The sequence below is a fragment of the Streptomyces sp. NPDC001108 genome, from assembly GCF_053598535.1.
The window spans coordinates 109820-135503 of sequence record NZ_JBSFKL010000003.1; the positions used below are offsets into that span (position 1 = coordinate 109820).

25 protein-coding genes are annotated in these 25684 nt (G+C 71.8%); 12 read left to right on the plus strand and 13 right to left on the minus strand.

Features of this window, described 5'->3' with window-relative positions; translation table 11 throughout:
- The first annotated feature begins 34 nt into the window (after window positions 1-34).
- The 4 genes from ACWC97_RS08995 (at window position 35) to ACWC97_RS09010 (ending at window position 3297) form a co-directional block, all read left to right on the plus strand.
- Window positions 35-1096, plus strand: coding sequence for an amidohydrolase family protein (locus ACWC97_RS08995; protein WP_352272865.1), 1062 nt, complete (start codon window positions 35-37; stop codon window positions 1094-1096).
- A 64-nt stretch (window positions 1097-1160) separates the two neighbouring features.
- Window positions 1161-1766 carry a TIGR03086 family metal-binding protein gene (locus ACWC97_RS09000; RefSeq protein ID WP_352272866.1) on the plus strand — a complete coding sequence of 202 codons (606 nt, stop codon included), beginning with the start codon at window positions 1161-1163 and terminating at the stop codon, window positions 1764-1766.
- A 135-nt stretch (window positions 1767-1901) separates the two neighbouring features.
- Window positions 1902-2210 carry an SH3 domain-containing protein gene (locus ACWC97_RS09005; RefSeq protein ID WP_352272867.1) on the plus strand — a complete coding sequence of 103 codons (309 nt, stop codon included), beginning with the start codon at window positions 1902-1904 and terminating at the stop codon, window positions 2208-2210.
- A 208-nt stretch (window positions 2211-2418) separates the two neighbouring features.
- Window positions 2419-3297, plus strand: coding sequence for a chitosanase (locus ACWC97_RS09010; RefSeq protein WP_450648311.1), 879 nt, complete (start codon window positions 2419-2421; stop codon window positions 3295-3297).
- A 117-nt stretch (window positions 3298-3414) separates the two neighbouring features.
- On the opposite strand, the gene ACWC97_RS09015 is transcribed toward ACWC97_RS09010, so the two are convergent.
- From ACWC97_RS09015 to ACWC97_RS09050, 8 genes are all read right to left on the minus strand, one after another.
- Window positions 3415-4911, minus strand: a complete 1497-nt coding sequence (locus ACWC97_RS09015) for a nucleobase:cation symporter-2 family protein (RefSeq protein WP_450648313.1) — start codon at window positions 4909-4911, stop codon at window positions 3415-3417.
- Between the two features lie 242 nt (window positions 4912-5153).
- A complete protein-coding gene (locus tag ACWC97_RS09020; RefSeq protein WP_352272870.1) occupies window positions 5154-6545 on the minus strand; it encodes an 8-oxoguanine deaminase in 1392 nt (463 codons plus the stop codon).
- Window positions 6546-6590: 45 nt separating this feature from the next.
- Entirely contained in the window at window positions 6591-7988 is a 1398-nt protein-coding gene (locus ACWC97_RS09025) for a nucleobase:cation symporter-2 family protein (protein ID WP_352272871.1), read from the minus strand.
- A 61-nt stretch (window positions 7989-8049) separates the two neighbouring features.
- Window positions 8050-8982 (minus strand): factor-independent urate hydroxylase, encoded by a 933-nt coding sequence (gene pucL / locus ACWC97_RS09030; RefSeq protein WP_352272872.1) that lies wholly within the window; start codon window positions 8980-8982, stop codon window positions 8050-8052.
- Window positions 8983-8987: 5 nt separating this feature from the next.
- On the minus strand, window positions 8988-9380 hold the full coding sequence (gene uraH, locus ACWC97_RS09035; protein ID WP_352272873.1) for a hydroxyisourate hydrolase: 393 nt from the start codon (window positions 9378-9380) through the stop codon (window positions 8988-8990).
- Between the two features lie 5 nt (window positions 9381-9385).
- Window positions 9386-9895 (minus strand): 2-oxo-4-hydroxy-4-carboxy-5-ureidoimidazoline decarboxylase, encoded by a 510-nt coding sequence (gene uraD / locus ACWC97_RS09040; protein WP_392280164.1) that lies wholly within the window; start codon window positions 9893-9895, stop codon window positions 9386-9388.
- Window positions 9896-10062: 167 nt separating this feature from the next.
- A complete protein-coding gene (locus ACWC97_RS09045; RefSeq protein WP_352272875.1) occupies window positions 10063-10440 on the minus strand; it encodes a helix-turn-helix domain-containing protein in 378 nt (125 codons plus the stop codon).
- Window positions 10437-10688 (minus strand): thiamine-binding protein, encoded by a 252-nt coding sequence (locus tag ACWC97_RS09050; RefSeq protein WP_352272876.1) that lies wholly within the window; start codon window positions 10686-10688, stop codon window positions 10437-10439. The genes ACWC97_RS09045 and ACWC97_RS09050 overlap by 4 nt, the downstream gene beginning before the upstream one ends.
- A gap of 231 nt (window positions 10689-10919) precedes the next feature.
- Here ACWC97_RS09050 and ACWC97_RS09055 point away from each other — a divergent pair, with 231 nt between their 5' ends.
- The 3 genes from ACWC97_RS09055 (at window position 10920) to ACWC97_RS09065 (ending at window position 14374) form a co-directional block, all read left to right on the plus strand.
- Window positions 10920-11759, plus strand: coding sequence for a TIM barrel protein (locus ACWC97_RS09055; protein WP_450648317.1), 840 nt, complete (start codon window positions 10920-10922; stop codon window positions 11757-11759).
- Window positions 11760-11803: 44 nt separating this feature from the next.
- Window positions 11804-12703, plus strand: coding sequence for a 2-hydroxy-3-oxopropionate reductase (locus ACWC97_RS09060; protein ID WP_352272878.1), 900 nt, complete (start codon window positions 11804-11806; stop codon window positions 12701-12703).
- 213 nt (window positions 12704-12916) lie between these two features.
- Complete coding sequence (locus tag ACWC97_RS09065; RefSeq protein ID WP_385206322.1) at window positions 12917-14374, plus strand: catalase; 1458 nt, start codon at window positions 12917-12919, stop codon at window positions 14372-14374.
- Window positions 14375-14624: 250 nt separating this feature from the next.
- Here the strand turns inward: ACWC97_RS09065 and ACWC97_RS09070 are convergent, their stop codons facing one another.
- Window positions 14625-15332: a B3/B4 domain-containing protein gene (locus tag ACWC97_RS09070; RefSeq protein ID WP_450648320.1), complete on the minus strand. Its 708-nt coding sequence runs from the start codon at window positions 15330-15332 to the stop codon at window positions 14625-14627.
- 34 nt (window positions 15333-15366) lie between these two features.
- A complete protein-coding gene (locus ACWC97_RS09075; RefSeq protein ID WP_450648322.1) occupies window positions 15367-16203 on the minus strand; it encodes an EamA family transporter in 837 nt (278 codons plus the stop codon).
- Window positions 16204-16323: 120 nt separating this feature from the next.
- Here ACWC97_RS09075 and ACWC97_RS09080 point away from each other — a divergent pair, with 120 nt between their 5' ends.
- Window positions 16324-16899: a helix-turn-helix domain-containing protein gene (locus ACWC97_RS09080; RefSeq protein ID WP_450648324.1), complete on the plus strand. Its 576-nt coding sequence runs from the start codon at window positions 16324-16326 to the stop codon at window positions 16897-16899.
- 59 nt (window positions 16900-16958) lie between these two features.
- Here ACWC97_RS09080 and gcl read toward each other — a convergent pair whose 3' ends face one another.
- Entirely contained in the window at window positions 16959-18743 is a 1785-nt protein-coding gene (gene gcl, locus ACWC97_RS09085) for a glyoxylate carboligase (RefSeq protein ID WP_450648326.1), read from the minus strand.
- Between the two features lie 269 nt (window positions 18744-19012).
- On the opposite strand from gcl, the gene ACWC97_RS09090 reads away from it, so the two are divergent.
- The 4 genes from ACWC97_RS09090 to ACWC97_RS09105 all read left to right on the plus strand — a co-directional run bounded on the left by ACWC97_RS09090 (window position 19013) and on the right by ACWC97_RS09105 (window position 22297).
- On the plus strand, window positions 19013-19741 hold the full coding sequence (locus ACWC97_RS09090; RefSeq protein WP_450648328.1) for a hypothetical protein: 729 nt from the start codon (window positions 19013-19015) through the stop codon (window positions 19739-19741).
- Window positions 19742-19880: 139 nt separating this feature from the next.
- Complete coding sequence (locus ACWC97_RS09095; RefSeq protein ID WP_450648330.1) at window positions 19881-21293, plus strand: N-acetylmuramoyl-L-alanine amidase; 1413 nt, start codon at window positions 19881-19883, stop codon at window positions 21291-21293.
- 138 nt (window positions 21294-21431) lie between these two features.
- Complete coding sequence (locus tag ACWC97_RS09100; RefSeq protein WP_450648332.1) at window positions 21432-21995, plus strand: GNAT family N-acetyltransferase; 564 nt, start codon at window positions 21432-21434, stop codon at window positions 21993-21995.
- A 77-nt stretch (window positions 21996-22072) separates the two neighbouring features.
- Window positions 22073-22297 (plus strand): hypothetical protein, encoded by a 225-nt coding sequence (locus tag ACWC97_RS09105; RefSeq protein ID WP_450648334.1) that lies wholly within the window; start codon window positions 22073-22075, stop codon window positions 22295-22297.
- 34 nt (window positions 22298-22331) lie between these two features.
- Here ACWC97_RS09105 and ACWC97_RS09110 read toward each other — a convergent pair whose 3' ends face one another.
- Both ACWC97_RS09110 and ACWC97_RS09115 read right to left on the minus strand, forming a co-directional pair.
- Window positions 22332-23939 carry an AMP-binding protein gene (locus ACWC97_RS09110; protein ID WP_450648336.1) on the minus strand — a complete coding sequence of 536 codons (1608 nt, stop codon included), beginning with the start codon at window positions 23937-23939 and terminating at the stop codon, window positions 22332-22334.
- A complete protein-coding gene (locus ACWC97_RS09115; RefSeq protein ID WP_352272889.1) occupies window positions 23936-25612 on the minus strand; it encodes an AMP-binding protein in 1677 nt (558 codons plus the stop codon). Before ACWC97_RS09115 ends, ACWC97_RS09110 begins: the two co-directional genes overlap by 4 nt.
- Window positions 25613-25684: the final 72 nt, after the last annotated feature.

A 25684-nucleotide genomic window follows, 5' to 3' on the forward strand; every position in this document is an offset into this window, starting at 1 on the left:
CCACGGGTCGCCGGATCCGGCGTACGGTCGGCCGATGCTGTGCGTACGAGGTGTGGTGCTGCCGGAGCGCGAGGAGCGCACGTTCTGGATCGACGGGGAGGTGCTGCGGGCGGGACGGCCGCCCGGCGGCCGCGCCGGGCGGGACGCGCGATGGCTCGTCGACGGCGGCTGGCTGCTGCCCGGACTGGTGGACGTGCACACCCACCCGGGCGCGCTGGAGCCGGGGTCGCCGTTCGACGAGGAGCTGCTGCGCAGGCAGTTGACGGAGCACCGGGACGCGGGGGTGCTCGCGGTGCGCACCCCGGGCACGGCGCGGCGGATGCCCGCCTGGGTCGCCGACGACCCGGAGCTGCCCCGGGTGACCTCGGCGGGGCGGTGGCTGGCCACCCCCGGCCGGTTCTTCCCCGGCTTCGGCCGCGACGTGAGCGAGGCGGAGCTGGTGCGGGCGGCCGTGGAGGAGGCGACGGCCTCCTCCGGCTGGTGCAAGGTCGTCGGCGACTGGGCGGCGGACGAACCCGCCGTGCCGCTGCCGCTGCTGACGCGGGTGGTGGAGGCGGTGCACGCGGCGGGCGGCAAGGTGGCGGTGCACTGCCAGACCGCCGAGGGCACCCGCAACGCCGTCCTGGCGGGCGCCGACAGCCTGGAGCACGGCATGCACCTGGACCCGGCGCTGCTGGACCGGATGGCGGCGCAGGGCACGGCGTTCGTGCCGACCCTGGCCGCCTTCGGCGCGAGCTCGGTCGCGATGCGGGCCCGGGAGCCGGGGGTCCGCCGCGATCTGTGGCTGGCCGGCTGGGAGCACATGCTCGACCATGTGCGCGCGGCCCACGAGGCGGGGGTGACGGTGCTGGCGGGAACGGACTCCTTCCCCTGCGGGACGGTCGCGGGCGAGCTGGACTGGCTGGTACGGGCCGGGCTCCCGGCCCACGCCGCGCTCGGCGCCGCGTCCTGGACGGCACGGGCCTGGCTCGGGCTGCCCGGACTCACCGACGGCGCGCCCGCCGATCTCGTCGCGTACGCCACCGACCCGACGGTGGACCCGGGTGCGCTGAACCATCCGCGCCGGATCGTGCTCCGCGGGCGGGTGGTGCGGTGAGCGCGGCGCGGGACCGGTCCGCGGCGCGGCGATGAGTTCCGGGGCCGGGCGGAGTCACCAGGACATGGACATCGACACGACGACCGTTTCCCCCGTCGACCTGGAACCCGCGGCCCGGCTCCTGGCCGGCCTGCTCGACGGCATCGGCGAGCAGCAGCTGGACGGCCCCACCCCCTGCCCCGACTACGCGGTGCGCGAGCTGCTGGCCCATGTGCTCGGGCTGTGCACCGCCTTCCGCGACGCCGCCCGCAAGGACCTCGGGCCGACCACCGACACCCCGCCGGACGCGGGGCTCCCGGTCCTCCCCGACGACTGGCGCACCGTCCTGCCGCCCCTGCTGGACGAGCTGGTGGCGGCCTGGCGCGATCCGGCCGCCCGGCAGGGCATGACCAGGGCGGGCGGGGTGGACCTGCCCGGCGAAGTGGCGCTGCTGGTCGTCCTGGACGAGCTGGTGATCCACGGCTGGGACCTGGCCCGGGCGACCGGTCAGGAGTACACCGGGGACGAGGCGAGCCTCCGGGCCGCCCTGGAGCTGCTGACCCCCGAGGAGGGCGGGACGAGGCCGGAGACGATCTTCGGCCCGCCGGTCCCCGTACCGGCCGGCGCCCCGCTGCTCGACCGGACCGTGGCGATGAGCGGCCGCCGCCCGGACTGGCGGCCGGGCGACTGAGCCCCGGACCACGACACCCCGCCTCCGCTTCTCCCCCGGATGACCCGTACGGACGCGTGACCAGTCGGCGGCCGGTCGCGTTGGGCCTGCGGACGGCCCGCACCGACGCGGGCCGCGTCAACGGAGGAGATTCGGATGAAGAGGACGACGACGCTGGCAGCCGCGGTACTGACCGCCGCGCTCGGGCTGGCGATGAGCCCCGCCGCCCAGGCCGTGCAGCCGCCCGTGGCCGCGCGGTCCGCCCAGGCTCCGGCGGGGGTCTGCACCGTCAACGACAACGGGGTCAACTTCCGGGGCGGTCCGGGCGAGAACTTCCCGGTGCTCGGCAAGGTCAACCGCGGCCAGAACATCAACGCCCGGGGCCAGCAGGGGAACTGGATCATGGGTGACCTGTGGGGCGGTCCCACCGGTGTCTGGATCCACGTGGCCTACCTGAACTGCTGACGGCCCCGGCAGCCGTCCCGGCCCCGCATCGCGCACTCCGCGCGGTGCGGGGCCTCACTCGTTCCGGTTGAACTCCACTCCCGGTGTTCCGGAGGGGTTGTACGTACGCCTACCATCCCGACAGGAAAGCTTCCTAACAGTCCGGGACTCCGCACGGACCGGGGCTTTCCACGGACCGTCGGAACGACGAACTCCCCCTGGAGGACTGGTGCACGCTCCCCATCAGCGCGCCGCACGACGGGGCGGCCGCCCCGTGCGTATCACGGTCATCGCCGTCGGGCTGGCCCTCACGGTCATCCCCGTCACCGCCTACGCCGGTGGGTTCACCCACCGGTCCACCCCCCACACGTCGGCCACGGCCCTCCGGGCCGCCGCCGCACCCGGACTGGACGACCCGGCGAAGAAGGAGATCGCCATGCAGTTGGTCTCCAGCGCCGAGAACTCCTCCCTGGACTGGAAGTCCCAGTACAAGTACATCGAAGACATCGACGACGGCCGCGGCTACACCGGGGGCATCATCGGCTTCTGCTCCGGCACGGGCGACATGCTCGATCTCGTCGAGCTGTACACCGCGCGCAAGCCCGACAACGTCCTCGCCCAGTACCTCCCCGCGCTGCGGAAGGTCGACGGAACCCCCTCGCACGACGGGCTGGACCCGAACTTCACCAAGGACTGGGCGAAGGCGGCGTCCGACCCCGCCTTCCGCAAGGCCCAGGACGACGAGCGCGACCGGGTGTACTTCGACCCGGCCGTCGAGCGGGGCAAGGCCGACGGCGTCGGCGCGCTGGGCCAGTTCGCGTACTACGACGCCTTCGTCGTGCACGGCGACGGCGACGACAGCACCGGCTTCGGCGCCATCCGCGAGCGGGCCCTGTCGAAGGCGAAACCCCCGTCCCGGGGCGGCGACGAGACGGCGTACCTCAACGCCTTCCTCGACGCCCGGGTCTGGGCGATGAAGCAGGAGGCGGCCCACGACGACACCAGCCGGGTGGACACCGCCCAGCGGGTCTTCCTGAAGAAGGGCAACCTCGCCCTGGATCCGCCGCTCGACTGGAAGGTCTACGGCGACAGTTACCACATCGGCTGACGGCCGGGCCGCCGACGAAGACGTGGCGCGTACGACGGACCTCGCGCGGTCCGTCGTACGCGCCGCCCCTCCGTCCCGCACCACCCTGAGCGGGACGGTACGGGCCCGGTCCGCGGGTCAGTGCGCGGCCGCCGGGTCCGGGGCCGCCGCGCTCCGCCCGGGCTCCGGGTCCGGGGTGTCCGGCTTCCCGCGGCCCAGGTGGTTGAAGGCCAGGTTGAGCACGATGGCCACCACGCAGCCGGTGGAGATCCCGGAGTCGAGGACCACCAGGAGGTCCTTCGGGAAGGAGTGGTAGAACTCCGGCGCGGCGATCGGGATCAGGCCGACGCCCACGGCCGCGGCCACGATCAGCGCGTTCTCGCCCTTCTCCAGCGCGGCGGTCGCCAGGGTCTGGATGCCGCTGGCGGCGACCGTGCCGAAGAGCACGATGCCGGCGCCGCCGAGGACGGGCAGCGGGACGATGGCGATGACGGACGCGGCGACGGGGACCAGCCCGAGCACGATCAGGATGCCGCCGCTGACGGCGACGACGAAGCGGCTGCGGACCTTGGTCATCGCCACCAGGCCGATGTTCTGGGCGAAGGCGCTGCACATGAAGCCGTTGAAGAGCGGGCTGAGGGCGCTGCCCAGGGTGTCGGCGCGCAGGCCGCCCTCGATGGTCCGCTCGTCCGCCGGCCGGTCGACGATCTTGCCGAGCGCGAGCATGTCCGCGGTGGACTCGGTCATGCAGACCAGCATCACGATGCTCATGGAGACGATCGCGGCGACCTCGAACTGCGGTGCCCCGAAGTGGAACGGGGACGGGAAGCCGAAGAGGCCGGCGTCCTTGATCGCGCCGAAGTCCGCGATGCCGACCGGGATCGCGATCAACGTACCGGCGACGAGGCCGAGCAGGATGGAGATCTGCTGGAGGAAGCCGCGCAGCAGCTTCCGCAGGGCCAGGACGATCACCAGGGTGACGGCGGCCATGGTGATGTTGGTGGTGGAGCCGTAGTCGGGGGCCCCGGCGTTGCCGCCCTGCGCCCAGTTGAAGGAGACCGGCAGCAGCGAGACGCCGATCAGGGTGATCACGGTGCCGGTGACCACGGGCGGGAAGAAGCGGACCAGTTTGCAGAAGTAGGGCGCCAGCAGGAAGCCGAGCAGGCTGGCGACGATGATCGCGCCGAAGATGACGGCGATGCCGTCGTGCCCCCGGTCCTTGCCGATCGCGACCATGGGGGTGACCCCGGCGAACGAGACCCCGTTGACGAACGGCAGCCGGGCGCCGATCCGCCAGAAGCCGAGGGTCTGGAGGAGGGTGGCGATGCCCGCGGTGAACAGGCTCGCCCCCATGAGGAACGCGGTCTCCTTGGCGGTGAGGCCCACGGCGGGCCCCACGATCATCGGCGGGGCCACCACGCCCGCGTACATCGCGGCCACGTGCTGGAGGCCGCTGGTGAACATCTTCAACGGGGGGAGGGTCTCGTCGACCGGGTGCTTGCCGCCTGCCGGGGCGGCGGCTCCGGGGTCGGAAGGGGATACGGCCGGTGCGGGGGATTCCGGGGATACGGGTGAGGCGGCGGATGCTGCGGATGCGGGGGCTGCTTCGTTGCGAAACCTGGGCGTGGCTGCCACGGCGGTTCCTCCGGTCGGTTACACGTCTGCGGTGACGTGGGTGTCAGGGAGGTGGTGCAAGAGGGGCATTGATCTGGTGGGGCAGGTCGTGCAGCTGGTGCGGGCAGCTCCGTGCGCCGGTGCGGGGACGCGTACTCGTGGGTACGCGCCCCCGCACCGGTTGCCGCGGACCCTCCCGGGTCCACGGCGGCCGGCCGAGGGCCGTCCCCCTCGGCCGGCGGTATGGGGATACCGCGGGAGGGTCAGGCTCCGGCGGCGATCCGGGCCAGCCGGCGGGCCTCGTCGCGGGTCGCGCGGGCGATGGTGTCCTCGTCGGCGGTGACCAGGTGGTTGTCCTCGACGACCGGCTTCCCGTCGACGAGGGAGAGGGTGACGGGGGCCGCGGCGCCGAGGACGAGCGCGGTCACCGGGTCGGCGATGGAGGCGTGGGCGAGGGTGTCGAGCTTCCAGAGGACCAGGTCGGCGAGTTTGCCCGGCTCCAGGGAGCCGATCTCGTCGGCCCGGCCGAGTACCCGGGCACCGCCGTGGGTGCCCAGGCGCAGGGCCTGACGGGCGTTCAGGGCCTTCTCGCGGTGGGCGCCGAGGCGGTTGATGAGGAGGGCGTTGCGCAGTTCGGTGTGGAGTTCGCCGGACTCGTTGGAGGCGGTGCCGTCGACGCCGAGGCCGACCGGGACCCCGGCGGCGAGCATGTCGGGCACCCGGGCGATGCCGGCGGCGAGCCGGGCGTTGGAGGAGGGGCAGTGCGCGACACCGGTCCCGGTGCGGGCGAAGGCGGCGATGTCGGAGTCGTTCATGTGGACGCAGTGCGCCATCCACACGTCCTCGCCGAGCCAGCCGGTGGACTCGAAGTAGTCGGTCGGGCCCATGCCGAACAGCTCGTGGCAGAACTTCTCCTCCTCCACGGTCTCCGAGCCGTGGGTGTGCATGCGCACGCCCTTGCGCCGGGCCAGTTCGGCGCCCTGCCGCAGCAGTTCGGTGGAGATCGAGAACGGGGAGCAGGGCGCGGCGGCGACCTGGGTCATCGAGCCGAACGACGCGTCGTGGTGGGCGTCGATCGTCGCCTCGGTGCCGGCCAGCGCGCCGTCGAGGGACTCCACGGCGAAGTCCGGCGGCAGCCCGCCGTCCGCGGCGCCCCGGTCCATGGAGCCGCGGGCGAGGGTGAAGCGTACGCCCATGTCCCGGGCGGCCCCGATGATGGCGCCGGACAGGTCGCCCGCGCCGCGCGGGTAGACGTAGTGGTGGTCCATGGCGGTGGTGACGCCGCCGCGGGCCATCATGGCGAGCGAGCCCTGGGCGGCGGCCCGGACCATCGGCTCGTCGATGCGGGCCCAGGTCGGGTAGAGGGCGACCAGCCAGTCGAACAGGTTGTGGTCGGTGGCCAGTCCGCGGGTGATCCACTGGTAGAAGTGGTGGTGCGTGTTGACGAGGCCGGGGGTGGCCAGGTGTCCGGTGCCGTCGACGCGGCGGACGACGTTCTCCAGGTTCTCCGGGGCCGGTCCGGCTCCGACGGACTCGATCGTGTTGCCCGCGACGACGATGTGTCCGTGGGCGTACTCGGTGTCGTGGGCGTCGACCGTGGCGATGGCGACGTTCTCGATGACGGTGCGGGAAACGGGGGCTGCCGAAGGTGCCATGGGGCTTCCTTCCGATGTGGGTGGCGGTGCGGGCACGGCAGGACCCTAGGAGGATTTGAGTGCCGCGGCGGAGGTGGCGCCACGGGTGCCGAGATGGTGGAAGAACAGGTTCAGCACCACGGCGGCGAGCGCGCCCGCGCTGATGCCGGAGCCGAGTACGGTCTGCGCCCAGGCCGGGAAGCCCGCGTAGAAGGCGGGAGAGGCGAGCGGGATGATGCCCGCGCCGAGCGAGACGGCGACCAGGATGATGTTGGAGCTGTCGTCGAGCCCGGCCTCGGAGAGCGTCCGGATGCCGCTGACCGCGATGGAGCCGAAGAGGACGATGCCCGCGCCGCCGAGGACCGGCATCGGCACCGTGGAGACGACCGCGCCGAGGACCGGGAAGAGCCCGAGGACCAGGAGCGCGCCCCCGGCGGCGGCGACGACGTAGCGGCTGCGGACCCGGGTCAGCGAGACGACACCGACGTTCTGGGCGAAGGCCGAGGTGGGGAAGCCGCCGAAGACGGGGCCGAGGAAGGTGGCCAGTCCGTCGGTGCGCAGGCCGCGGGTGATGGTCCGGCCGTCGGTCTCGCGCTCGCAGATCTCGCCGATGGCGAGCATTCCGGCGCTGGACTCGGTCATCAGGACGAGCATCACCAGGCAGAGCGAGATGATCGCGGCGGGCTGGAACTGGGGGGCGCCGAACGCGAAGGGGGTGGGCAGCGCGGCGACCGGGGCCGAGCCGAGCGCGCCGAAGTCCGCCATGCCGAACGGAATCGCCGCCAGGGTGCCGATCAGCAGGCCGAGGAGGAGGGCGACCTGCTTGACGAAGCCGCGGCCGAAGCGCTGGATCAGCAGGATGACGACGAGGGTGAACGCGGCGAGCGCCAGGTTCCGCATGGTGCCGAAGTCGGCGGCGCTCTTGTCGCCGCCCTGGGCCCAGGCGACCGGTACCGGCATCAGCGTCACCCCGATGAGGGTGATGACGACGCCCGTGACCAGGGGCGGGAAGAAGCGCAGCAGCTTGCCGAAGAAGGGGCCGACGGCCAGGCAGAAGAGCCCGGCGATCATGACCGCCCCGTAGATCGCGGGGAGTTGGTCGCCCGGGGCGTTGGTCTCGGCGATGGCGAGCATCGGTGCGATGCCGGCCGAGGAGGCGGCGTTGACGAAGGGCAGCCGGTTGCCGGCGAAGCCCTTGACTCCGAGGGTCTGCAGGAGGGTGGCCACACCGGCGATGAGCAGGCTCGCGGCGATGAGCCGGGTCTGTCCCGCGGTGTCGAGGCGGACGGCCTGGCCGATGATGAGCGGGGGTGTGACCACGCCCGCGTACATGGCGGCGATGTGCTGGAGCGCGGCCGGGACGAGCCGCGAGGGGTGGAGCTTCTGGTCGACCGGGTGGACCTCGGGTCCGTCCGGTGCGGTGGAACACGGGCCTTCTGTCGGCCGCTTTGCAGGCGTTGCCATGGCTGTTCCCTCCGGTGGCGCACCCCCGCCGGCTACCGGCGGCGGGGGTGCGCGCCCCGCGTCAGAGGTTGGTCATGTCGACCGGGATGTGCGGCTCGCAGCCGTCACGCAGGATGGTGGCCTCGATCAGGCCGTAGGGGCGGTCGGCGGCGTAGTACACGGCGCCGTCCTTGGCTTCGTTCTCCAGGCCGAAGGCGGAGAGGTCCTGCCGGAAGTGGTGCTTGTTGGGGGCGGAGAAGCGGATCTCGTCGATCTCGCTGCGGTTGTTGATGACCCGCGAACCCATCTGGTACAGCGTCTGCTGGAGCGAGAGCGAGTACGTCTCCACGAAGGCGTGCAGGATGTGCTTCTTCGCCTGCTCGTAGGACCGCTCCCAGTGCGGCATGCGCTGCTCGTCACCGGTCCAGTTGTGCCGCCACCAGGTCGACAGGGAGGTGGCGAGGATCCGGTCGTAGTCCTCCTGGAGCGTGGTGTACTTGTCCTTGATGTAGCCCCAGAACTCCGAGTGGGTGGAGTTCATCACGGTCAGGTCCTTCAGCCCGGACAGGACCTCGAACTTCTCGCCGTCGTAGGTGATCTGCGCGAGCCGGGTCTCCTGGCCCTTGCGGACGAAGGAGTGCTTGACGTCGTCGGCGCCGATGAACCGGGAGTTGCTGTCGGAGCCCGCGATGCGCTCCCAGGCGTACTCCTCGATGCGGATGCGCGCGCGGTGGATCGACGGCTGGCTGTCGACGAAGTGCCGGGCGAGGTGGATGCCGTACTGCTCGGCCGACTCGATGCCGTACTCCTTGGCGAACGCGAAGCAGGTGTTCTTCGTGGTGTCCGTGGGGAGGCAGTGGGCGTTCGAACCGTTGTAGTGGACGTCGGCCAGGTCGCCGGAGAGGGCGACGGAGACGTTCAGGTCCTTGATGTGGTGGGTGTCGCCGTCCCGGGTGATCTTGACGACGCGGTTCTCTGCTTTGCCGTACTGGTTCTGGCCGAGAATCGTGGGCATGTCTGCTAGCTCCCTCGGTATACGGAGTAGCCGAACGGGTTGAGCAGCAGCGGTACGTGGTAGTGCTCGCCCGGAGTGACGGCGAAGGCGATGGTCACCTCCGGGAAGAACGCACCGCTGTCCCTTACGCGGGGGGCGTCCTGCTGCGCCTCGGCTTGCTTCTTGCTGGCGAAGTACGTCTCGGTGTCGAAGTCGAGGCGTACATGGGTGGTGCCCTCCGGCAGTGCCGGCAGGTCCTTGCAGCGCCCGTCCGCGTCGGTGGCCGATCCGCCGAGCGCGGTCCAGGGCGCGTCGCCGCCGCTGCGGGCGGCGAGCGTGACGGCGACGGACGCGGCGGGACGGCCGATGCTGGTGTCCAGGATGTGGGTGGACACCGATGCGGTGGTGTCGGTGCTCAAGACCGTCACTCTCCTTCGGTTACGAGACGGGTCAGCCGGATACGGTTGATCTTGCCCAGCTCGGTGCGCACGATTCCGCGCTCCTGCTCGGGCGAGTTCCCGATCCGGGACTTCACCGCATCGCGCATCTGCTCACCGGTGGCGCCGGTGGCGCAGATCAGGAAGACATGTCCGAACCGCTCCTGGTAGGCCAGGTTGAGTTCGAGCATCTCGGCCTTGAGTTCCTCCGTGGCGTCGGCCATGCCCCGCTGTTCGCGGGAGGAGGTCGGGTCCTGGGGCTTCGGGCGGCCGATCGGCGGGTGGGCGGCCATCGCCTCGGCCAGATCCCGCTCGTCCAGCGCCGCCGTGGCGGCGTCGGAGGCGAGCAGGAGGGCCTCGGCGGAGGCGTACGGTCGTCGGGAGAGGATCGCTCTTCCCCAGGCCGCACTGGCACACACCTCGTGCAGCGTGGTGGTGGCCTCGTCGTCCGCCAGGGTGTTGAACCGGGCCAGGCCCGGCGTGGAGCTCGAAGTCACGGGAGCCTCCGTGGCTGTTGTGCGCTGTGCGTTGTCGCTTCGCGTCGGTCGGGCTGCGGATAGCTAACGCCCTCCGGAACACAACGTCAACACTTTGTTGAAATTCCGCGAACGAAGAGGGCCGCCGCCCGGTTCCCCGAACGACGGCCCGCCCCTTGACGCCTCAACTACTCGGCTTTGGCGCTGTTTTCCCTGTTCAGGTAGTTGTAAACGGTGAAGCGACTGACACCCAGCGCGCTCGCCACCGTCTCCACCCCGTGCCGCACGGAGAAGGCGCCACGCGCCTCCAGGGCACGCACCACCGACTGCTTGGTCCGCCGGTCCAGCTCGGCGAGCGGCATGCCGTGCCGCCGTTCCATGGCGGCCAGGATGTGGTCGAGCGACTCCGAGAGCTGGGGCAGCCGGACGGCTATGACGTCCTCGCCCTCCCAGGCCAGGACGACGTCGTCGCCCTCCGCCTGATCGGGGCCGAGCAACTCGGCCCCCATGGCGTCGACGAGCGGCTTGACCGCGGCGACGAGCGGGTGGTCGGCCGGTTCGGTCACCGGGAGCCCTCCCCGACCACGTTGACCTGGAGGGAGACCCGGGTGGCGCCCGACGCCAGGGCCTGGCGCAGCAGCGCGTCCACCGCGGTCAGCACCTCGTCGGCGCGGCCCTCCGCCGTGTTGCCGAAGGGGCCGACGTCCACCGAGTCCAGGTCGGCCGCCTGGATGACCTCGCGGGCGACGACCGCATGGGCGGGCGCCTCGTCGAGATCGAAGGGTTCGGTGGTGAACTCCACTCTCAAACGCACTGTCTCTCCTCATGCGCCGACCGCGCGGCCGCGGCCCTGTTCCGCGGGTCAGACCTTAACGGACCTGCGGGCCCGGCCGTACGCGAACGACGACCGCGACGGGAGCGGGCCCCGGAACCGCCACCCCCGGGACCGAATTCCGGGCACCCCCTTGACAGCTTCCGGACCTCCGGGCAATCTTCCGTTAAGTAGAAACTAACTTCCGCAATACGGAAGGAGCGCCGAACCCTCATGGGCTATCCGGACCAGCGCTTCGATGTGAACCTGTCGATCCTCTTCACGGAACTCCCGCTCCTGGAGCGCCCCGCGGCCGCCGCCGCGGCCGGCTTCACGGCGGTCGAGCTGTGGTGGCCCTGGATCGAGACCCCCACCCCGCCGCAGGCCGAGCTCGACGCCCTCAAGAAGGCGCTCGACGACGCGGGCACCCAGCTGGTGGGGCTGAACTTCTACGCCGGACGGCTGCCCGGCCCGGACCGCGGCGCGCTCTCCGTGCCGGGCACCGAGTCGGACCGGTTCCGCGCCAACATCGAGGTGGCGGCCGACTTCGCCGCCTCGGTCGGCTGCAAGGCGCTCAACGCGCTGTACGGCAACCGGGTCGACGGCGTGGACCCGGCGGAGCAGGACGAACTGGCCCTGGAGAACCTGGTGCTCGCCGCCCGCGCGGCCGACCGGATCGGCGCCGTGCTCCTGATCGAGACCCTCAACGCACCGGAGTCCCCGCTCTACCCGCTGGTCAGCGCCCCGGCCGGGATCGCCGTCGTCGACCGGGTCAACGCGGCCACCGGACTCGGGAACGCGAAGTTCCTGCTGGACCTGTACCACCTGTCGATGAACGGCGAGGACCTCAGCCAGGTCGTCGCGGCGTACGCCGACCGGACCGGCCACGTCCAGATCGCCGACAACCCGGGGCGCGGCGCGCCCGGCACCGGCACGCTCCCGCTGGAGCAGCTCCTCGACGAGCTGACGAAGGCCGGCTACGACGGCTGGGTCGGCCTGGAGTACAAGCCCGGCGACCGGCCGAGCGCCGAGAGCTTCGACTGGCTCCCGGCCGCCGCGCGCCCCGCCCGCTGAGCCGGCGCGCCCCCTCGTACACCCGCACACCGGAAGGCACCCTCATGAGCAACACCCTCCCCAAGGTCGCGTGGATCGGGCTCGGGATCATGGGCTCCCCCATGTCGGAGAACCTGATCAAGGCCGGGTACGACGTCACCGGGTACACCCTGGAGCAGGCGAAGATCGACCGGCTGGCCGCGGCCGGCGGCACCGGCGCGGCCTCCATCGCCGAGGCGGTCCGGGACGCGGATGTCGTCATCACGATGGTGCCCGCCTCCCCGCAGGTCGAGGCGATCGCCTACGGCCCGGACGGCATCCTGGAGAACGTCCGCCCCGGCACGCTGCTGATCGACATGTCCTCGATCACCCCGCAGACCTCCGTGGACCTCGCGAAGAACGCGCAGGACAAGGGCGTACGGGTGCTCGACGCCCCGGTCTCCGGCGGTGAGGCCGGCGCGATCGAAGCGGTGCTCTCGATCATGGTCGGCGGCGAGCAGGACGACTTCGACGCGGCCCTGCCCCTCTTCCAGGCCCTCGGGAAGACGATCGTGCTGTGCGGTCCGCACGGCTCCGGCCAGACGGTGAAGGCCGCCAACCAGCTGATCGTCGCGGTCAACATCCAGGCCTGCGCCGAGGCCGTGGTCTTCCTGGAGAAGTCCGGGGTGGACCTGGCCGCCGCACTGGACGTCCTGGGCGGCGGGCTGGCCGGTTCGACCGTACTGGCCCGCAAGAAGGACAACTTCCTCAAGCGGGACTTCGCCCCGGGCTTCCGGATCGACCTGCACCACAAGGACATGGGCATCGTCACCGACGCCGCCCGCAACGTCGGTGCCGCGCTCCCCGTCGGCGCCGTGGTCGCCCAGCTCGTCGCCTCGCTGCGCGCGCAGGGCGACGGCGGGCTGGACCACTCCGCGCTGCTGCGCGCGGTCGAGCGGCTGTCGGGCCACCCCGTCCAGGGCTGACCGCCCCGCCGCACCCCAGACTTCCGGACGGCCTCGGCGCTGACACCTGTCCTGTCGCGCCCAGGCGCCGGCGCCGTCCGGAACACCCCTTCACCTCACCCTCTCCAGAAATTCAACAAACTGTTGACGTCGGGTTCGGGGCGTACTTACGCTCCTGGAGCCCCAAGGGCGTCGTAGTTCAGCAGCTCCCGTACGGAAGGTCGCCCCGACACCATGACGCAGCGTGTGCTTACGACCGAGTCCGGCGCTCCGGTCGCCGACAACCAGAACTCCGCCACCGCAGGCGTCGGTGGCCCGATCCTCCTCCAGGACCAGCACCTGCTGGAGAAGCTGGCCCGCTTCAACCGGGAGCGCATTCCGGAGCGCGTGGTCCACGCACGCGGCTCCGGCGCGTACGGGTACTTCGAGGTGACCGACGACGTCACCGGCTTCACCCGGGCCGACTTCCTCTCCGCGATCGGCAAGCGCACCGAGACGTTCATCCGGTTCTCCACCGTCGCCGACTCCCTCGGCGGCGCGGACGCGGTGCGCGACCCGCGCGGCTTCGCCCTCAAGTTCTACACGGACGAGGGCAATTACGACCTGGTCGGCAACAACACCCCGGTGTTCTTCATCAAGGACCCGATCAAGTTCCCCGACTTCATCCACTCGCAGAAGCGCGACCCCTTCACGGGCCGTCAGGAGCCGGACAACGTCTGGGACTTCTGGGCCCACGCGCCCGAGGCGACGCACCAGGTCACCTGGCTGATGGGCGACCGGGGCATCCCCGCCTCGTACCGTCACATGAACGGCTACGGCTCGCACACGTACCAGTGGACGAACGCCGCGGGCGAGGCCTTCTTCGTCAAGTACCACTTCAAGACGAACCAGGGCGTGCGCTCCCTCTCCAGCGAGCAGGCCGCCGAACTGGCCGGCAAGGACGCCACTTCGCACCAGACGGACCTGCTCCAGGCCATCGAGCGCGGTGTGAACCCGTCCTGGACGCTGTACGTGCAGGTCATGCCGGCCGCCGAGGCGGCGGACTACCGGTTCAACCCGTTCGACCTGACCAAGGTGTGGCCGCACGGCGACTACCCGCTCCAGCGGGTGGGCCGGCTGGTCCTGGACCGCAACCCGGAGAACGTCTTCGCCGAGGTCGAGCAGGCCGCGTTCTCGCCGAACAACTTCGTGCCCGGCATCGGCCCCTCGCCGGACAAGATGCTCCAGGGCCGGCTGTTCGCCTACGCGGACGCGCACCGCTACCGGCTGGGCGTCAACCACACCCAGCTCCCGGTGAACGCGCCCCGCACCGCCGTCGTCGACAACTACGGCCGCGACGGCCTGCACGCCACCCGCAACGGCTCCCGCCACGACAAGAACTACGAGCCCAACTCGTACGCGGGCCCGGCCCAGACCGACGCCGCGCTCTCCGCCCCGCTCGCGATCCACGGCTGGACCGGCACCCACGCGGCGCCCGCCCACACCAAGGACGACGACTTCTTCCAGGCGGGCGAGCTCTACCGGCTCATGTCCGAGGAGGAGAAGGGGCGCCTGGTCGCGAACATCGCCGGCGGGCTGTCCCAGGTCGGCCGGGACGACGTGATCGAGAAGAACCTCGCCCACTTCCACGCCGCCGACGCCGACTACGGCCGGCGCGTCGAGGAGGCCGTCCGCGCCCTGCGCGAGGACTGATCCCTCCTCCCCCGATCCCTGCTCGCGCCGCGCACCTGATGAGGGGTGCCGCGTGGCGCGGGCAGGACGAGGCCGCGGCGGTGTGCGACGCCAGTGCGGTGGCGAGGCCCCGGAGTCTTCCGTCCCCTGACCTGAAGCGGACGGGAGCTCCCCGGCCGGTCGCCACCGCCGCGGCCCCTGTTGTGTTTTCCCGGTGTCCTTTCGTTGTGTTCGCTGCTGTGTCCGTCGTCGTGCGGGCTGTCGCGCCGGCTCAGACGGTGACCCGCGGATGTGCGGGACCGAGGTGGTGGACGGTGCTCCGGTCGCAATGTCCGGCGAGGAGTTCCCGCAGCTCGCCGACGGCGGCCTCGACGAGATGGCCGTCCCGGCCCGCGTGCAGGGTTTCGAGGACGAAGGCGACGCGGGTGGAGTCCTCGGTGACGCGGGTGCGGTGGGCGTCGCGGTGGTTCCAGTGGCGGGTCAGTACGCCGGTGGTGTCGGTGTAGACGATCTCGCCGGCCCTGGGCGTCTCGACCGTGCCGGGTTCGCCGAGCGGGGTGAAGGTCTCGGTGCCGTGGGCGTACCGGATCCCGATGTCACCGGTGACCCGGTCGAGGTCGAAGGCGCCGGCGGGCAGACCGTGGCGGACGGAGACCGCGTTGTAGGTGTCGACGGCCGGATTGATCCGGGGCAGCGCGCCCTTCTTCGCCAGGCGGCGGCCGAGGGCGTCGACACTGGGCCGGATCCGGCGGGGGTTGGTGCCGAAGGAGCGGTAGGCGGTGTGCCACGCCTCGACGCGCGGGTCGTTCTCGTCGGCGGGCCGCCACTCACCGGCGGCGAGCCGCCGCTCCAGCTCCTCGACGGCGGCGCCGGTGGCGGGCCAGGGCTCGTGGCCGCGCAGGCCGGTGGCGGTGACGACGGCGACGAGGGTGTCGGGGAAGGCGTCCGCGACGGCGGGGTCGATACCGAAGGTGGTCACAGGGGGTCCGTTCCTGGGTGGTGCGGGCGTGGGGTCAGGCGAGGGCGAGGAGGCTGACGGCGACGGCGGCGGTGCCCAGGCCGATCAGCTGCCCCCGGTGGACGCGTTCGGCGAGGACACCGCAGGCGAGCAGGACGGTGCCCGCCGGGTACAGGGCCGTGATCACGGCGACGACGGCCAGGTCGCCGGAGCGCGCGGCGAGCAGGAACAGCAGGTTGGCGACCGAGTCCAGCACTCCGGCCCCGGCCGCCGTCGCGTACGCGGGCCTGCCCGGCCCGAGCCGCCGGTACATCGCACCGGCCGCGACCAGGGTGACCGCGGAGGAGACGGCCCGGCCGGTGATCAGCGGGCCGACGCCGCTGTCCGGCGGAGCCTGGTGCAGGCAGACCAGTTGGAGGGCGATCGCCGCCCCGGCGCCGAGGGCCAGCAGCAGCGCGGTACGCGACGGGCGCGCCCCGCCCGCGCCGTGCCCGGCACTGACCAGCACGACCGCCGCCAACGCCAGCGGAAGACCGATCAGCCCGGCCGGCCCCAGCCGCTCGCCCTGGGTCAGTCCGACACCGACCGGCAGCATCGCCGAGACCAGCGCGGTGACGGGGGACAGCACGTTCATCGGCCCGATCGCCAGTGTGCGGTACAGCAGGGCGAACGCCACCGCCGACGCGACACCGGACGCCGCCCCCCACGCGAGGGTGGCGGGGGCGAAGGAGGCGCCGAGGAAGGGCCACAGCAGCAGTTCGACGGTGAGCGAGGCCGGTGCGGCGATCATCACGGTGCGCAGCACATGGGCCCGGCGGGCGCCGAGGCCACCGAGGAAGTCGGCACATCCGTAGGCCAGGGAGCTGCCCAGGGCCAGCAGCAGAGCGATCACGGGTCACGCGTCCCTTACTATCGATGGAACGACCACACCGTACAACGCACCGACCGCGATAAGTCAACTGAACGACCGCGTGGTGCACCGTGACGACCGACCACCGAAGGGGCGAGCGCGATGGCCGAGACCGAGGCGGCGCTGCGGACGCTGGCGCACAACGTCCGCGCGGCCCGCGTCCGCGCCGGACTCTCCCTGGACGAACTCGGGCGCCGCGCCAAGGTCAGCAAGGGGGCCCTGGTCGGCCTGGAGAAGGCCCAGGGCAACCCGAACTTCGCCACCCTGGTCCGCCTCGCCGACACCCTGGGCGTCCCGGTGTCCGCGCTGGTGGAGGGGTCGGCCGAGGAGCGCGTGCGGGTCGTGTCCGCCGACGCCGTCGCCCCTCTGTGGACCGGGGAGCAAGGCGGCGAGGCGCGGCTCGTGCTGACCACGCCGGGGCCCGCCCCGGTCGAGGTCTGGCAGTGGCGGCTCGAACCCGGCGAGACGTACCCCAGCCACCCCCACCAGGCGGGCGTCGTGGAGACCGTCACCGTCACCGCCGGGCGGATGGCACTCGTCGTCGACGGCGCGGAACACACCGTCGAGGCCGGGCAGACCGCCACCTTCGCCGCCGACACCGCGCACGCCTACCGGGGATCCGGCACCGGGACCTGCCACCTGATCATGACCGTCCACCTTCCCCCGGGCCCCGCGTAACACCCCCGCGCCCTTGCCCCCGGACACGCCGGGGGCAGGGGCGACGCACCGTACGGGCGTCAGGAGGCGGCCAGCGGGCGGATCGCGGTCGGCGCGTGGGCCGGTTCCGTCGCCAGCTCCTCGAACTCGTTGACGGACGCGATGTCCGTACCGCTCATCGCGATGTTGGTGACCCGCTCCAGGATCGCCTCGACGACCACCGGCACCCGGAACTCCGCGGCCAGCTTCTTGGCCTCCTCGAAGGCGGGCAGCAACTGGTCGGGCTCGGTGACCCGGATCGCCTTGCAGCCCAGTCCCTCGACGACCTTGACGTGGTCCACGCCGTACACGCCGAGCTCCGGCGAGTTGATGTTCTCGAACTCCAGGTTGACCTGGAAGTCGATGTCGAAGTTGCGCTGCGCCTGGCGGATCAGCCCCAGGTAGGAGTTGTTCACCAGGACGTGGACGTACGGGATGCGGTGCTGCGCGCCGACGGCCAGTTCCTCCAGCATGAACTGGAAGTCGTAGTCGCCGGAGAGGGCGACGACCGAGCCCTCGGGGTCGGCGGTGGCGACGCCCAGCGCGGCCGGGATCGTCCAGCCCAGCGGGCCCGCCTGGCCGCAGTTGATCCAGTGGCGCGGCCGGTGGACGTGCAGCATCTGCGCGCCGGCGATCTGGGAGAGGCCGATGGTGGTGACGTAGCGGGTCTCGGGGCCGAAGGCCCGGTTCATCTCCTCGTACACCCGCTGCGGCTTCAGCGGCACGTTGTCGAAGTGCGTGCGTCGCTGGAGGGCGGCGCGGCGCTCCTGGGTGGACGCGGCCCACTCCGAGCGGTCCTTGAGCCGTCCGGCCGCCTTCAGTTCGCGGGCCACCTCGATGAACAGCTCCAGGGCGGCGCCGGCGTCGGAGGCGATGCCGAGGTCGGGGGCGAAGATCCTGCCGAGCTGGGTCGGCTCGATGTCGACGTGGACGAACGTCCGCCCCCGGGTGTAGACGTCGAGCTTCCCGGTGTGGCGGTTGGCCCAGCGGTTGCCGATGCCGAGGACGAAGTCGGACTCCAGGAAGTTCGCGTTGCCGTAGCGGTGCGAGGTCTGGAGGCCGACCATGCCCGCGTTCAGCCCGTGGTCGTCGGCGATCGCGCCCCAGCCCATCAGGGTCGGGACGACCGGGACGCCGGTGAGCTCGGCGAACTCCACCAGGAGCTCGGAGGCGTCGGCGTTGATGACGCCGCCGCCCGCGACGATCAGCGGCCGCTCGGAGGCGTTCAGCAGCTCCAGGGCGCGCTCGATCTGCTTGCGGCTCGCGGCGGGCCGGTGCACCGGCAGCGGTTCGTACAGCTCGGGGTCGAACTCGATCTCGGTGAGCTGGACGTCGATCGGCAGGTCGACGAGGACCGGGCCGGGGCGGCCGCTGCGCATCAGGTGGAAGGCGCGCTGGAGGACGCCGGGGACCTGCGCGGCCTCCAGGACGGTCGTGGCGGCCTTGGTCACGGGCGCCGCGATCGAGGCGATGTCGACCGCCTGGAAGTCCTCCTTGTGCAGCACGGCGGTCGGGGCCTGGCCGGTGATGCAGAGGATCGGGACGGAGTCGGCGATGGCCGAGTACAGGCCGGTGATCATGTCCGTGCCGGCCGGTCCCGACGTACCGATGCAGACGCCGATGTTCCCCGGGCGGGCCCGGGTGTAGCCCTCCGCCATGTGGGAGGCGCCCTCGACATGGCGGGCGAGCGTGTGATGGACGCCGCCGGCCGCCTTGAGGGCCGCGTAGAACGGGTTGATCGCCGCACCGGGCACACCGAACGCGTTGCTGACGCCTTCGCGCTTGAGGATCTCAACTGCCGCTCGGGCAGCGGTCATTCGAGGCATGGGAGCTCCTGGTCGGACCTGGTGGAGTCGGGCTCTGTCGCGCCGGCCTGAGAGCACCAATTCCGCATTACGGAAACTTGATTCTGTTATACGGAAGTCAATGTAAAGCGCGCTCCAGCGGCCGTCAAGAGACGGCGCGCGGCGCCGCCGGGGCACACCGGAAGGCCGGAAGTACGCCGGTGCACTCCCCCACGACGGCACTCCTGGTGGACGATGGAGCCGAGACGGAGCCGGCCGGAGGGGAAGCCGGGCGGCGGAGGGAGACCAAGGTGGAACCCGTGCCGGTACGCTGCCCGGCCTGCCGCCGCGAGCACAGGTACCGACCCCCGTCCCGCCCCTGCCCCTGCGGGGCGCGGACCGCCCCGGCGGTACTGCCCGGCACCCCGGCCGTGCGGATCACCCGCCCGGCCGGGGAGGACGACCGGGTGACGGTGCGCTGCGAGGACTGCGGGCGCCGGGAGCGGTGGACGCGGCCGGAGCTGTGCTGCCCGTGCGGGACGGTGCTGCGCGTCCCGGTCCGCCCGGCCCCGGACCCCGGCCCGGACGCGGCGCCCGAAGCCCCGCCCCGGCCCGCCGAGCCCGCCCACATACCGCTGCCGCGCACCGCCCCGGCCCCGCGCCCCGCCTTCCCGGCCGCCGCCATCCGCGACCCGGGCGACGCCCTCGCCACCGCGGCCCGGTACCTGGGCTGGCTGGGCTACCACGACGTGGCCCGGCCCGCGCGCCCCTCGGCCGCCCGGATCGATCTGCGAGCCACCGGCGTGATGGCCCAGGTCGACACGGTCTCCCGGCCGACCGCGCCGCGCGACGTCGAGTGCCTCTGGCTGAACGCGCTCAGCGCCCAGGTCACCGGCGTCCTCTTCTCGCTCTCCGGGTACACGCCGGACGCGGTGGTCCGGGCGGACGCGCTGGGCGTACCCCTGTTCACGATGGACACGGCGGGCACCCCTCGCCCGGTCAACGGCCCGGCCGACGAGCTGCTCAGCACCGGGATCTAGCTCCGGTCCGTGAACTCCGGTTCTCAGTAGGGGAGTTGAAGGTAACTTTCATTCCCGACACGCGTCCGATCGACTGTCATGGCCGAGGGCACGGTCGATACGCTGCGGCGCTTCCCGCCTCCACGACACAGGAGCACTCATGCCCGGACGATTAACGACAACAGCCGGACTCCGTATGGCGGTACTGGCCGCCGCCGTCGCCGTCGCCCTGTCCACGACCGGACTCCAGGCCACCGCCGCGCCGTCGCGGGACCACGCCCCGGTGAACACCGCCTTCACGCAGGCGGCGGAGAAGTACGACGTCCCCCGGGACCTGCTGGCCGCGGTCGGCTACAGCGAGACCCATCTCGACGGCCACGACGGCGAACCGAGCCAGGACCTCGGATACGGCGTCATGCATCTGGTCAGCAACCCCGTCAACCACTCCCTGGACAAGGCCGCCGAGATCACCGGCCGTTCCTCCGCCGAGCTGCGCCGCGACACCGCGGCGAACATCGAGGGCGGCGCCGCCGTACTGCGCGCGCACGCCGACGCGCTGGGCCTCGACCGCGCCGAACGACGCGACGTCAACGCCTGGTACCCGGCCATCGCCCGCTACAGCAACGCCGAGGGAGCCACCGCCGCCCTCTACGCGGACACCGTCTACCAGTTCCTCGCCCGGGGCATCACCGCGGTGGCCGAGGGCGAGAAGGTGACCGTCACCGGCCGCGGCGTCGCCCCGGACAAGGGCGCGCACAAGGACAGCGGCAGCCGAAGCAACCTCGGCACCACGAGCACGGACTACCCGCCCGCGCTCTGGGTTCCGGCCTCCCCCAGCAACTACGACACCGGGCGCACCGAGGCGATCCGCGCGATCGTCATCCACGTCACCGAGGGCTCGTACGCGGGCACGGTCAGCTGGTTCCAGAACCCGGCCTCGGAGGTGAGCGCCCACTACGTGGTCCGTTCCTCGGACGGCGAGGTCACGCAGATGGTGCGGGACTCCGACACGGCGTGGCACGCGCGTTCCGGCAACCCCTACTCCGTGGGCATCGAGCACGAGGGCTTCATCGCCGACCCGGGCTGGTTCACCGACACGCTGTACCGGTCGTCGGCCGCGCTCACCAGGCACCTGGCGGACCGCTACGGGATCCCCAAGGACCGCGCCCACATCGTGGGTCACTCCGAGGTTCCCGGCAACGACCACACGGACCCCGGCCCGAACTGGAACTGGGACTACTACATGCAGCTGGTCGGAGGCTCGGGAGGCAACCCGCCCCAGCCGGGGGACCGCTCCTGGGTCGACACCTTCGCCGACGCGCCCGGTTACGCCTCCCCGACCAGCACGGTCCGGACGGGCGTCCTCAAGCAGGGCACCAACTACGTCTTCTGCAAGGTCTGGGGGCGCGAGATCCGCGACTCCTCCGGGAGCTACAACCACTGGTGGCTGCTCACCGACCTCGACGAGGGCCCGGCCAAGCAGTACGTCTCGGCGTACTACCTCTCGCGCTGGGGCGACGACGAGGCCCGCGACAACACCGGAGCCACGATCCCCACCTGCAAGGACGCCTGACCCGACGCCGGTCCTCCCGTGGTCCGTCCACGGTGGGGACCGGCGCCGCCCGGAGAACACCACCCGTGCCCGGGCCCCGTCACCGCCCGGCGGTCCGGCCGCTCGGACCGCGGCCGCCCCGGGCGACATACTGGGCGCATGCACATCCGTACCGCCCGCCGCGCCGACCTTCCCCTGCTCCAGGAGATCGAGCGTGCCGCCGGTGAACCCTTCCGCACGCTCGGCATGGACGCCATCGCGGACGACGACCCGCCGCCGCTCGACCTGCTCGACACCTACCGGCGCGCCGGCCGCGCCTGGGTCGCCGTGGATCCGGCGGACCGCCCGGTCGGCTATCTGATCGCCGACCCGGTCGACGGCGCGGTCCACATCGAGCAGGTGTCCGTGCACCCGTCCGCCGCGCGGCGCGGGGTGGGCCGCGCGCTCATCGACCACGTCGCCGGCTGGGCGGGCGGGCGCGGCACGACGGCGCTCACGCTCACGACCTTCACCGAGGTGCCCTGGAACGCGCCGTACTACGCCCGTCTCGGATTCCGCGTACTTGACGAGGACGAACTCACCGACGGGCTGCGGCGGATCAGGACGCAGGAGGGCCAACACGGCCTGGACCGCTGGCCACGGGTCTGCATGCGGCGCGCCGTCCCCCGTCCCACCGGCCCCACGGGCCCCCGGCAGCTCACCGGAGCCGACCGGCAACAGTGAGTGCAATCGGTCACGTTCGGCTCCGAGGGGCCACAAATGTTCGGCCGGTGTCAGTGGCCGCCCTTAAGGTAGTGGTCATGGCTTTAACTCCACGTCACACACCGTCCGGCGACCGCCCGCGCACGTCCGGGTCGGCCACCTCGTCCGCCGCGCGGGCGAACGAGGCGATCCGCGCGTTCGTCGACGCGCAGGCGACCCAGGAGTGGTCCCCCGTGGAGTCGGCCGCCGCCTATGAAGTACTGCTGATCGAGTGGGCGGCCGCGACCCGGGATGCCGGCGGCGGCATCATCGAGGCCGCCTGACGGCCCGGGAGCGGCCCGCCCCTCGCGGGGCGGCCTACTCCCCGTACCCCTCCCGCAGTTCGATCTTCCGGACCTTCCCGCTGACCGTCATCGGGAAGGCGTCCAGGATCCGCAGCCGCCTCGGGATCTTGTAGTGCGCCAGTTGCTCGCGGCAGAACTCCGCGATCTCCTCCAGGGTCGGCGGCAGCGCCGGGTCCCTCGGGATGACGCAGGCCAGGATCTCCTCGCCGTAGGTCTCGTCCGGAACGCCCACCACCTGCACATCGGCGATCTTCGGATGGGCGTAGAGGAACTCCTCGATCTCCCTCGGGTAGACGTTCTCGCCACCCCGGATGATCATGTCCTTGATCCGGCCGACGATCTGGACGTAGCCGTCCTCCCGCATCACCGCGAGGTCGCCGGTGTGCATCCAGCGGCCGGCGTCGATGACCTCGGCGGTCCGCTCCGGCTGTTCCCAGTAGCCGAGCATCACGCTGTAGCCGCGGGTGCACAGCTCGCCCGGTACGCCGCGCTCCAGCGTCACCCCGGTCACCGGGTCGACGACCTTCACCTCGATGTGCGGCATGACCCGGCCGACGGTGCCGGTGCGGCGCTCCAGGTCGTCGTCGCGGCGGGTCTGGGTGGAGACCGGTGAGGTCTCCGTCATCCCGTAGCAGATGGACACCTCGTCCATGTGCATCTCGGCGACGACCCGCTTCATCACCTCGACCGGGCAGGGAGATCCGGCCATGATCCCGGTGCGCAGCGAAGAGAGGTCGTACGCGGCGAAGTCCGGGAGGTTCAGCTCCGCGATGAACATGGTGGGCACCCCGTAGAGCGAGGTGCACCGTTCCTCCTGCACGGCGGCGAGCACCGCTCCGGCCTCGAAGGCCGGGGCGGGTATGACGACGCAGGCGCCGTGCGAGGTGGCGGCGAGGTTCCCCATGACCATGCCGAAGCAGTGGTAGAAGGGTACGGGCAGGCAGATCCGGTCCTGCTCGGTGTAGGCGACCTGCTCCCCCACGAAGTAGCCGTTGTTGAGGATGTTGTGGTGGGAGAGGGTGGCGCCCTTGGGGAAGCCGGTGGTGCCGGAGGTGTACTGGATGTTGATGGGGTCGTCGCAGGACAACCCGGCTTCCCGGGAGGCGAGTTGTTCCGCCGTCACGGTCCGCGCCCCGGCCAGCAGCTCCTTCCAGGACGGGTCGCCGATGTAGTGCACGGCACGCAGCTCCGGGCAGTCGGCGCGGACCTGGTCGACCAGGGCGCGGTAGTCGCTGGTGCGGTGCGCGAGCGAGGCGGCCAGCAGGGATATCCCGGCCTGCTTCAGTACGTACGCCAGCTCGTGGGCCCGGTAGGCCGGGTTGATGTTGACCATGACGGCGCCGATGCGGGCGGTGGCGTACTGCACGAGCACCCACTCCGGGCAGTTGACCGCCCAGATGCCGACCCGGTCGCCCTTGGCCACGCCGGACGCCATCAGGGCGCGGGCCAGCTCGTCCACGGCGGCGCCGAACTCCGTGTACGTCCAGCGCCGTCCGGAGGCGACGTCCACGAGCGCCTCGCGGTCGCCGTACGCCTCGATCGCGCGGTCCAGGTTGCGGCCGATGGTGTCGCCGAGCAGCGGGGTGGTGCCGGTGCCGTGGGCGTAGGAGAGTCCGGTCATCGCAGATCGCCCTCGTCGTACTCGGTGCCGGTGCCTTCGGCGGTGCGCTCGCGCAGCTCGATGCGGCGGATCTTGCCGGAGACGGTCTTGGGCAGCTCGGCGAACTCCAGCTTGCGGACGCGCTTGTACGGGGCGAGGACCGCCCGGGAGTGCTCGAAGAGCGCCTTCGCCGTGTCCGGGCCGGGCTCCCAGCCCTCCGCGAGGACCACGTACGCCTTCGGGACGGCGAGCCGGACCGGGTCGGGCGCCGGTACGACGGCGGCCTCGGCGACCGCCTCGTGCTCCAGCAGCGCGCTCTCCAGCTCGAAGGGGCTGATCTTGTAGTCGCTGGCCTTGAACACGTCGTCGGCCCTGCCCACATAGGTGATGTAGCCGTCGGCGTCGCGCGAGCCGATGTCGCCGGTGCGGTAGTAGCCGCCGGCCATCGCCTCGGCGGTGCGGTCCGGGTCGCCGTGGTAGCCGGTCATCAGGCCGAGCGGGCGGGCGGACAGGTCGAGCGAGATCTCGCCCTCGGCGGCTCCGGGCTCGCCGGTGACCGGGTCCAGCAGCTCGACCTTGAAGCCGGGGCTGGGCCGCCCCATCGAACCGGCCTTCAGGAGCTGACCGGGGGTGTTGGCGACCTGGACGGCGGTCTCGGTCTGGCCGAAGCCGTCCCGGATGGTGACGCCCCAGACGCGCCGGACGGTCTCGATGACCTCCGGGTTCAGCGGCTCACCGGCCGCGACGACCTCGCGTGGCGGGGTCTTCAGCTGGCCGAGGTCGGCCTGGATCAGCATCCGCCAGACGGTGGGCGGGGCGCAGAAGCTGGTGACGCCCGAGCGGTCCATCTCGGCCATCAGCCGGGCCGCGTCGAACCGGGTGTAGTTGAAGATGAAGACGGTCGCCTCGGCGCTCCACGGCGCGAAGAGGTTGGACCAGGCGTGCTTGGCCCAGCCGGGCGAGGAGATGTTGAGGTGGACGTCCCCCGGCTTCAGACCGATCCAGTACATCGTCGCCAAGTGGCCGATGGGGTACGAGACATGGGTGTGCTCGACGAGCTTGGGGCTGGCGGTGGTGCCGGAGGTGAAGTAGAGCATCAGCGGCTCGTCGGCGTCGGTCTCCCGGTCCGCCTCGAAGCTCTCCGGCTGCTCGTCGGCCCCGGCGTACGCGAGCCAGCCGGGCACCTCCGCGCCGACCGCGATCCGGGTGTAGTCGCCGGGCACCTCGTCGAACTTGGCGGTGTCGGCGTCCCGGACCAGGACGTGCCGGACCCGGCCTCGCTCCACCCGGTCCCGCAGGTCGACCGGGCCGAGCAGCGGGGTGGCGGGGATGACCACGGCGCGCAGCTTCATCGCGGCTAGGGCGGTCTCCCACAGCTCGACCTGGTTGCCGAGCATCACGAGGATCCGGTCCCCGGCCCGTACGCCCTGGGCGCGCAGCCAGTTCGCGGCCTGGTTGGAGCGGGCGGACATCCGGGCGAAGGAGACCTCGGTGCGGCCGCCGTCCTCCTCGACGATGTGCAGGGCGGTGCGCTCGTTGTTCTCCGCGATGGCGTCGAACCAGTCGAGCGCCCAGTTGAAGTGATCGGTCCTGGGCCAGCTGAAGCCCTCGTACGCCGCTTCGTAGTCCTCGCGGTGCTTCAGGAGAAAGTCCCGGGCGGCCCGGAACGTCTCCGTCGCACTGGTTGCCGACATGTGCCCTCCTCAATTGCGGACCGGACCGGTCACTTAGCATCATTCAAACAGTGACCCAGGTCTCACCACCCC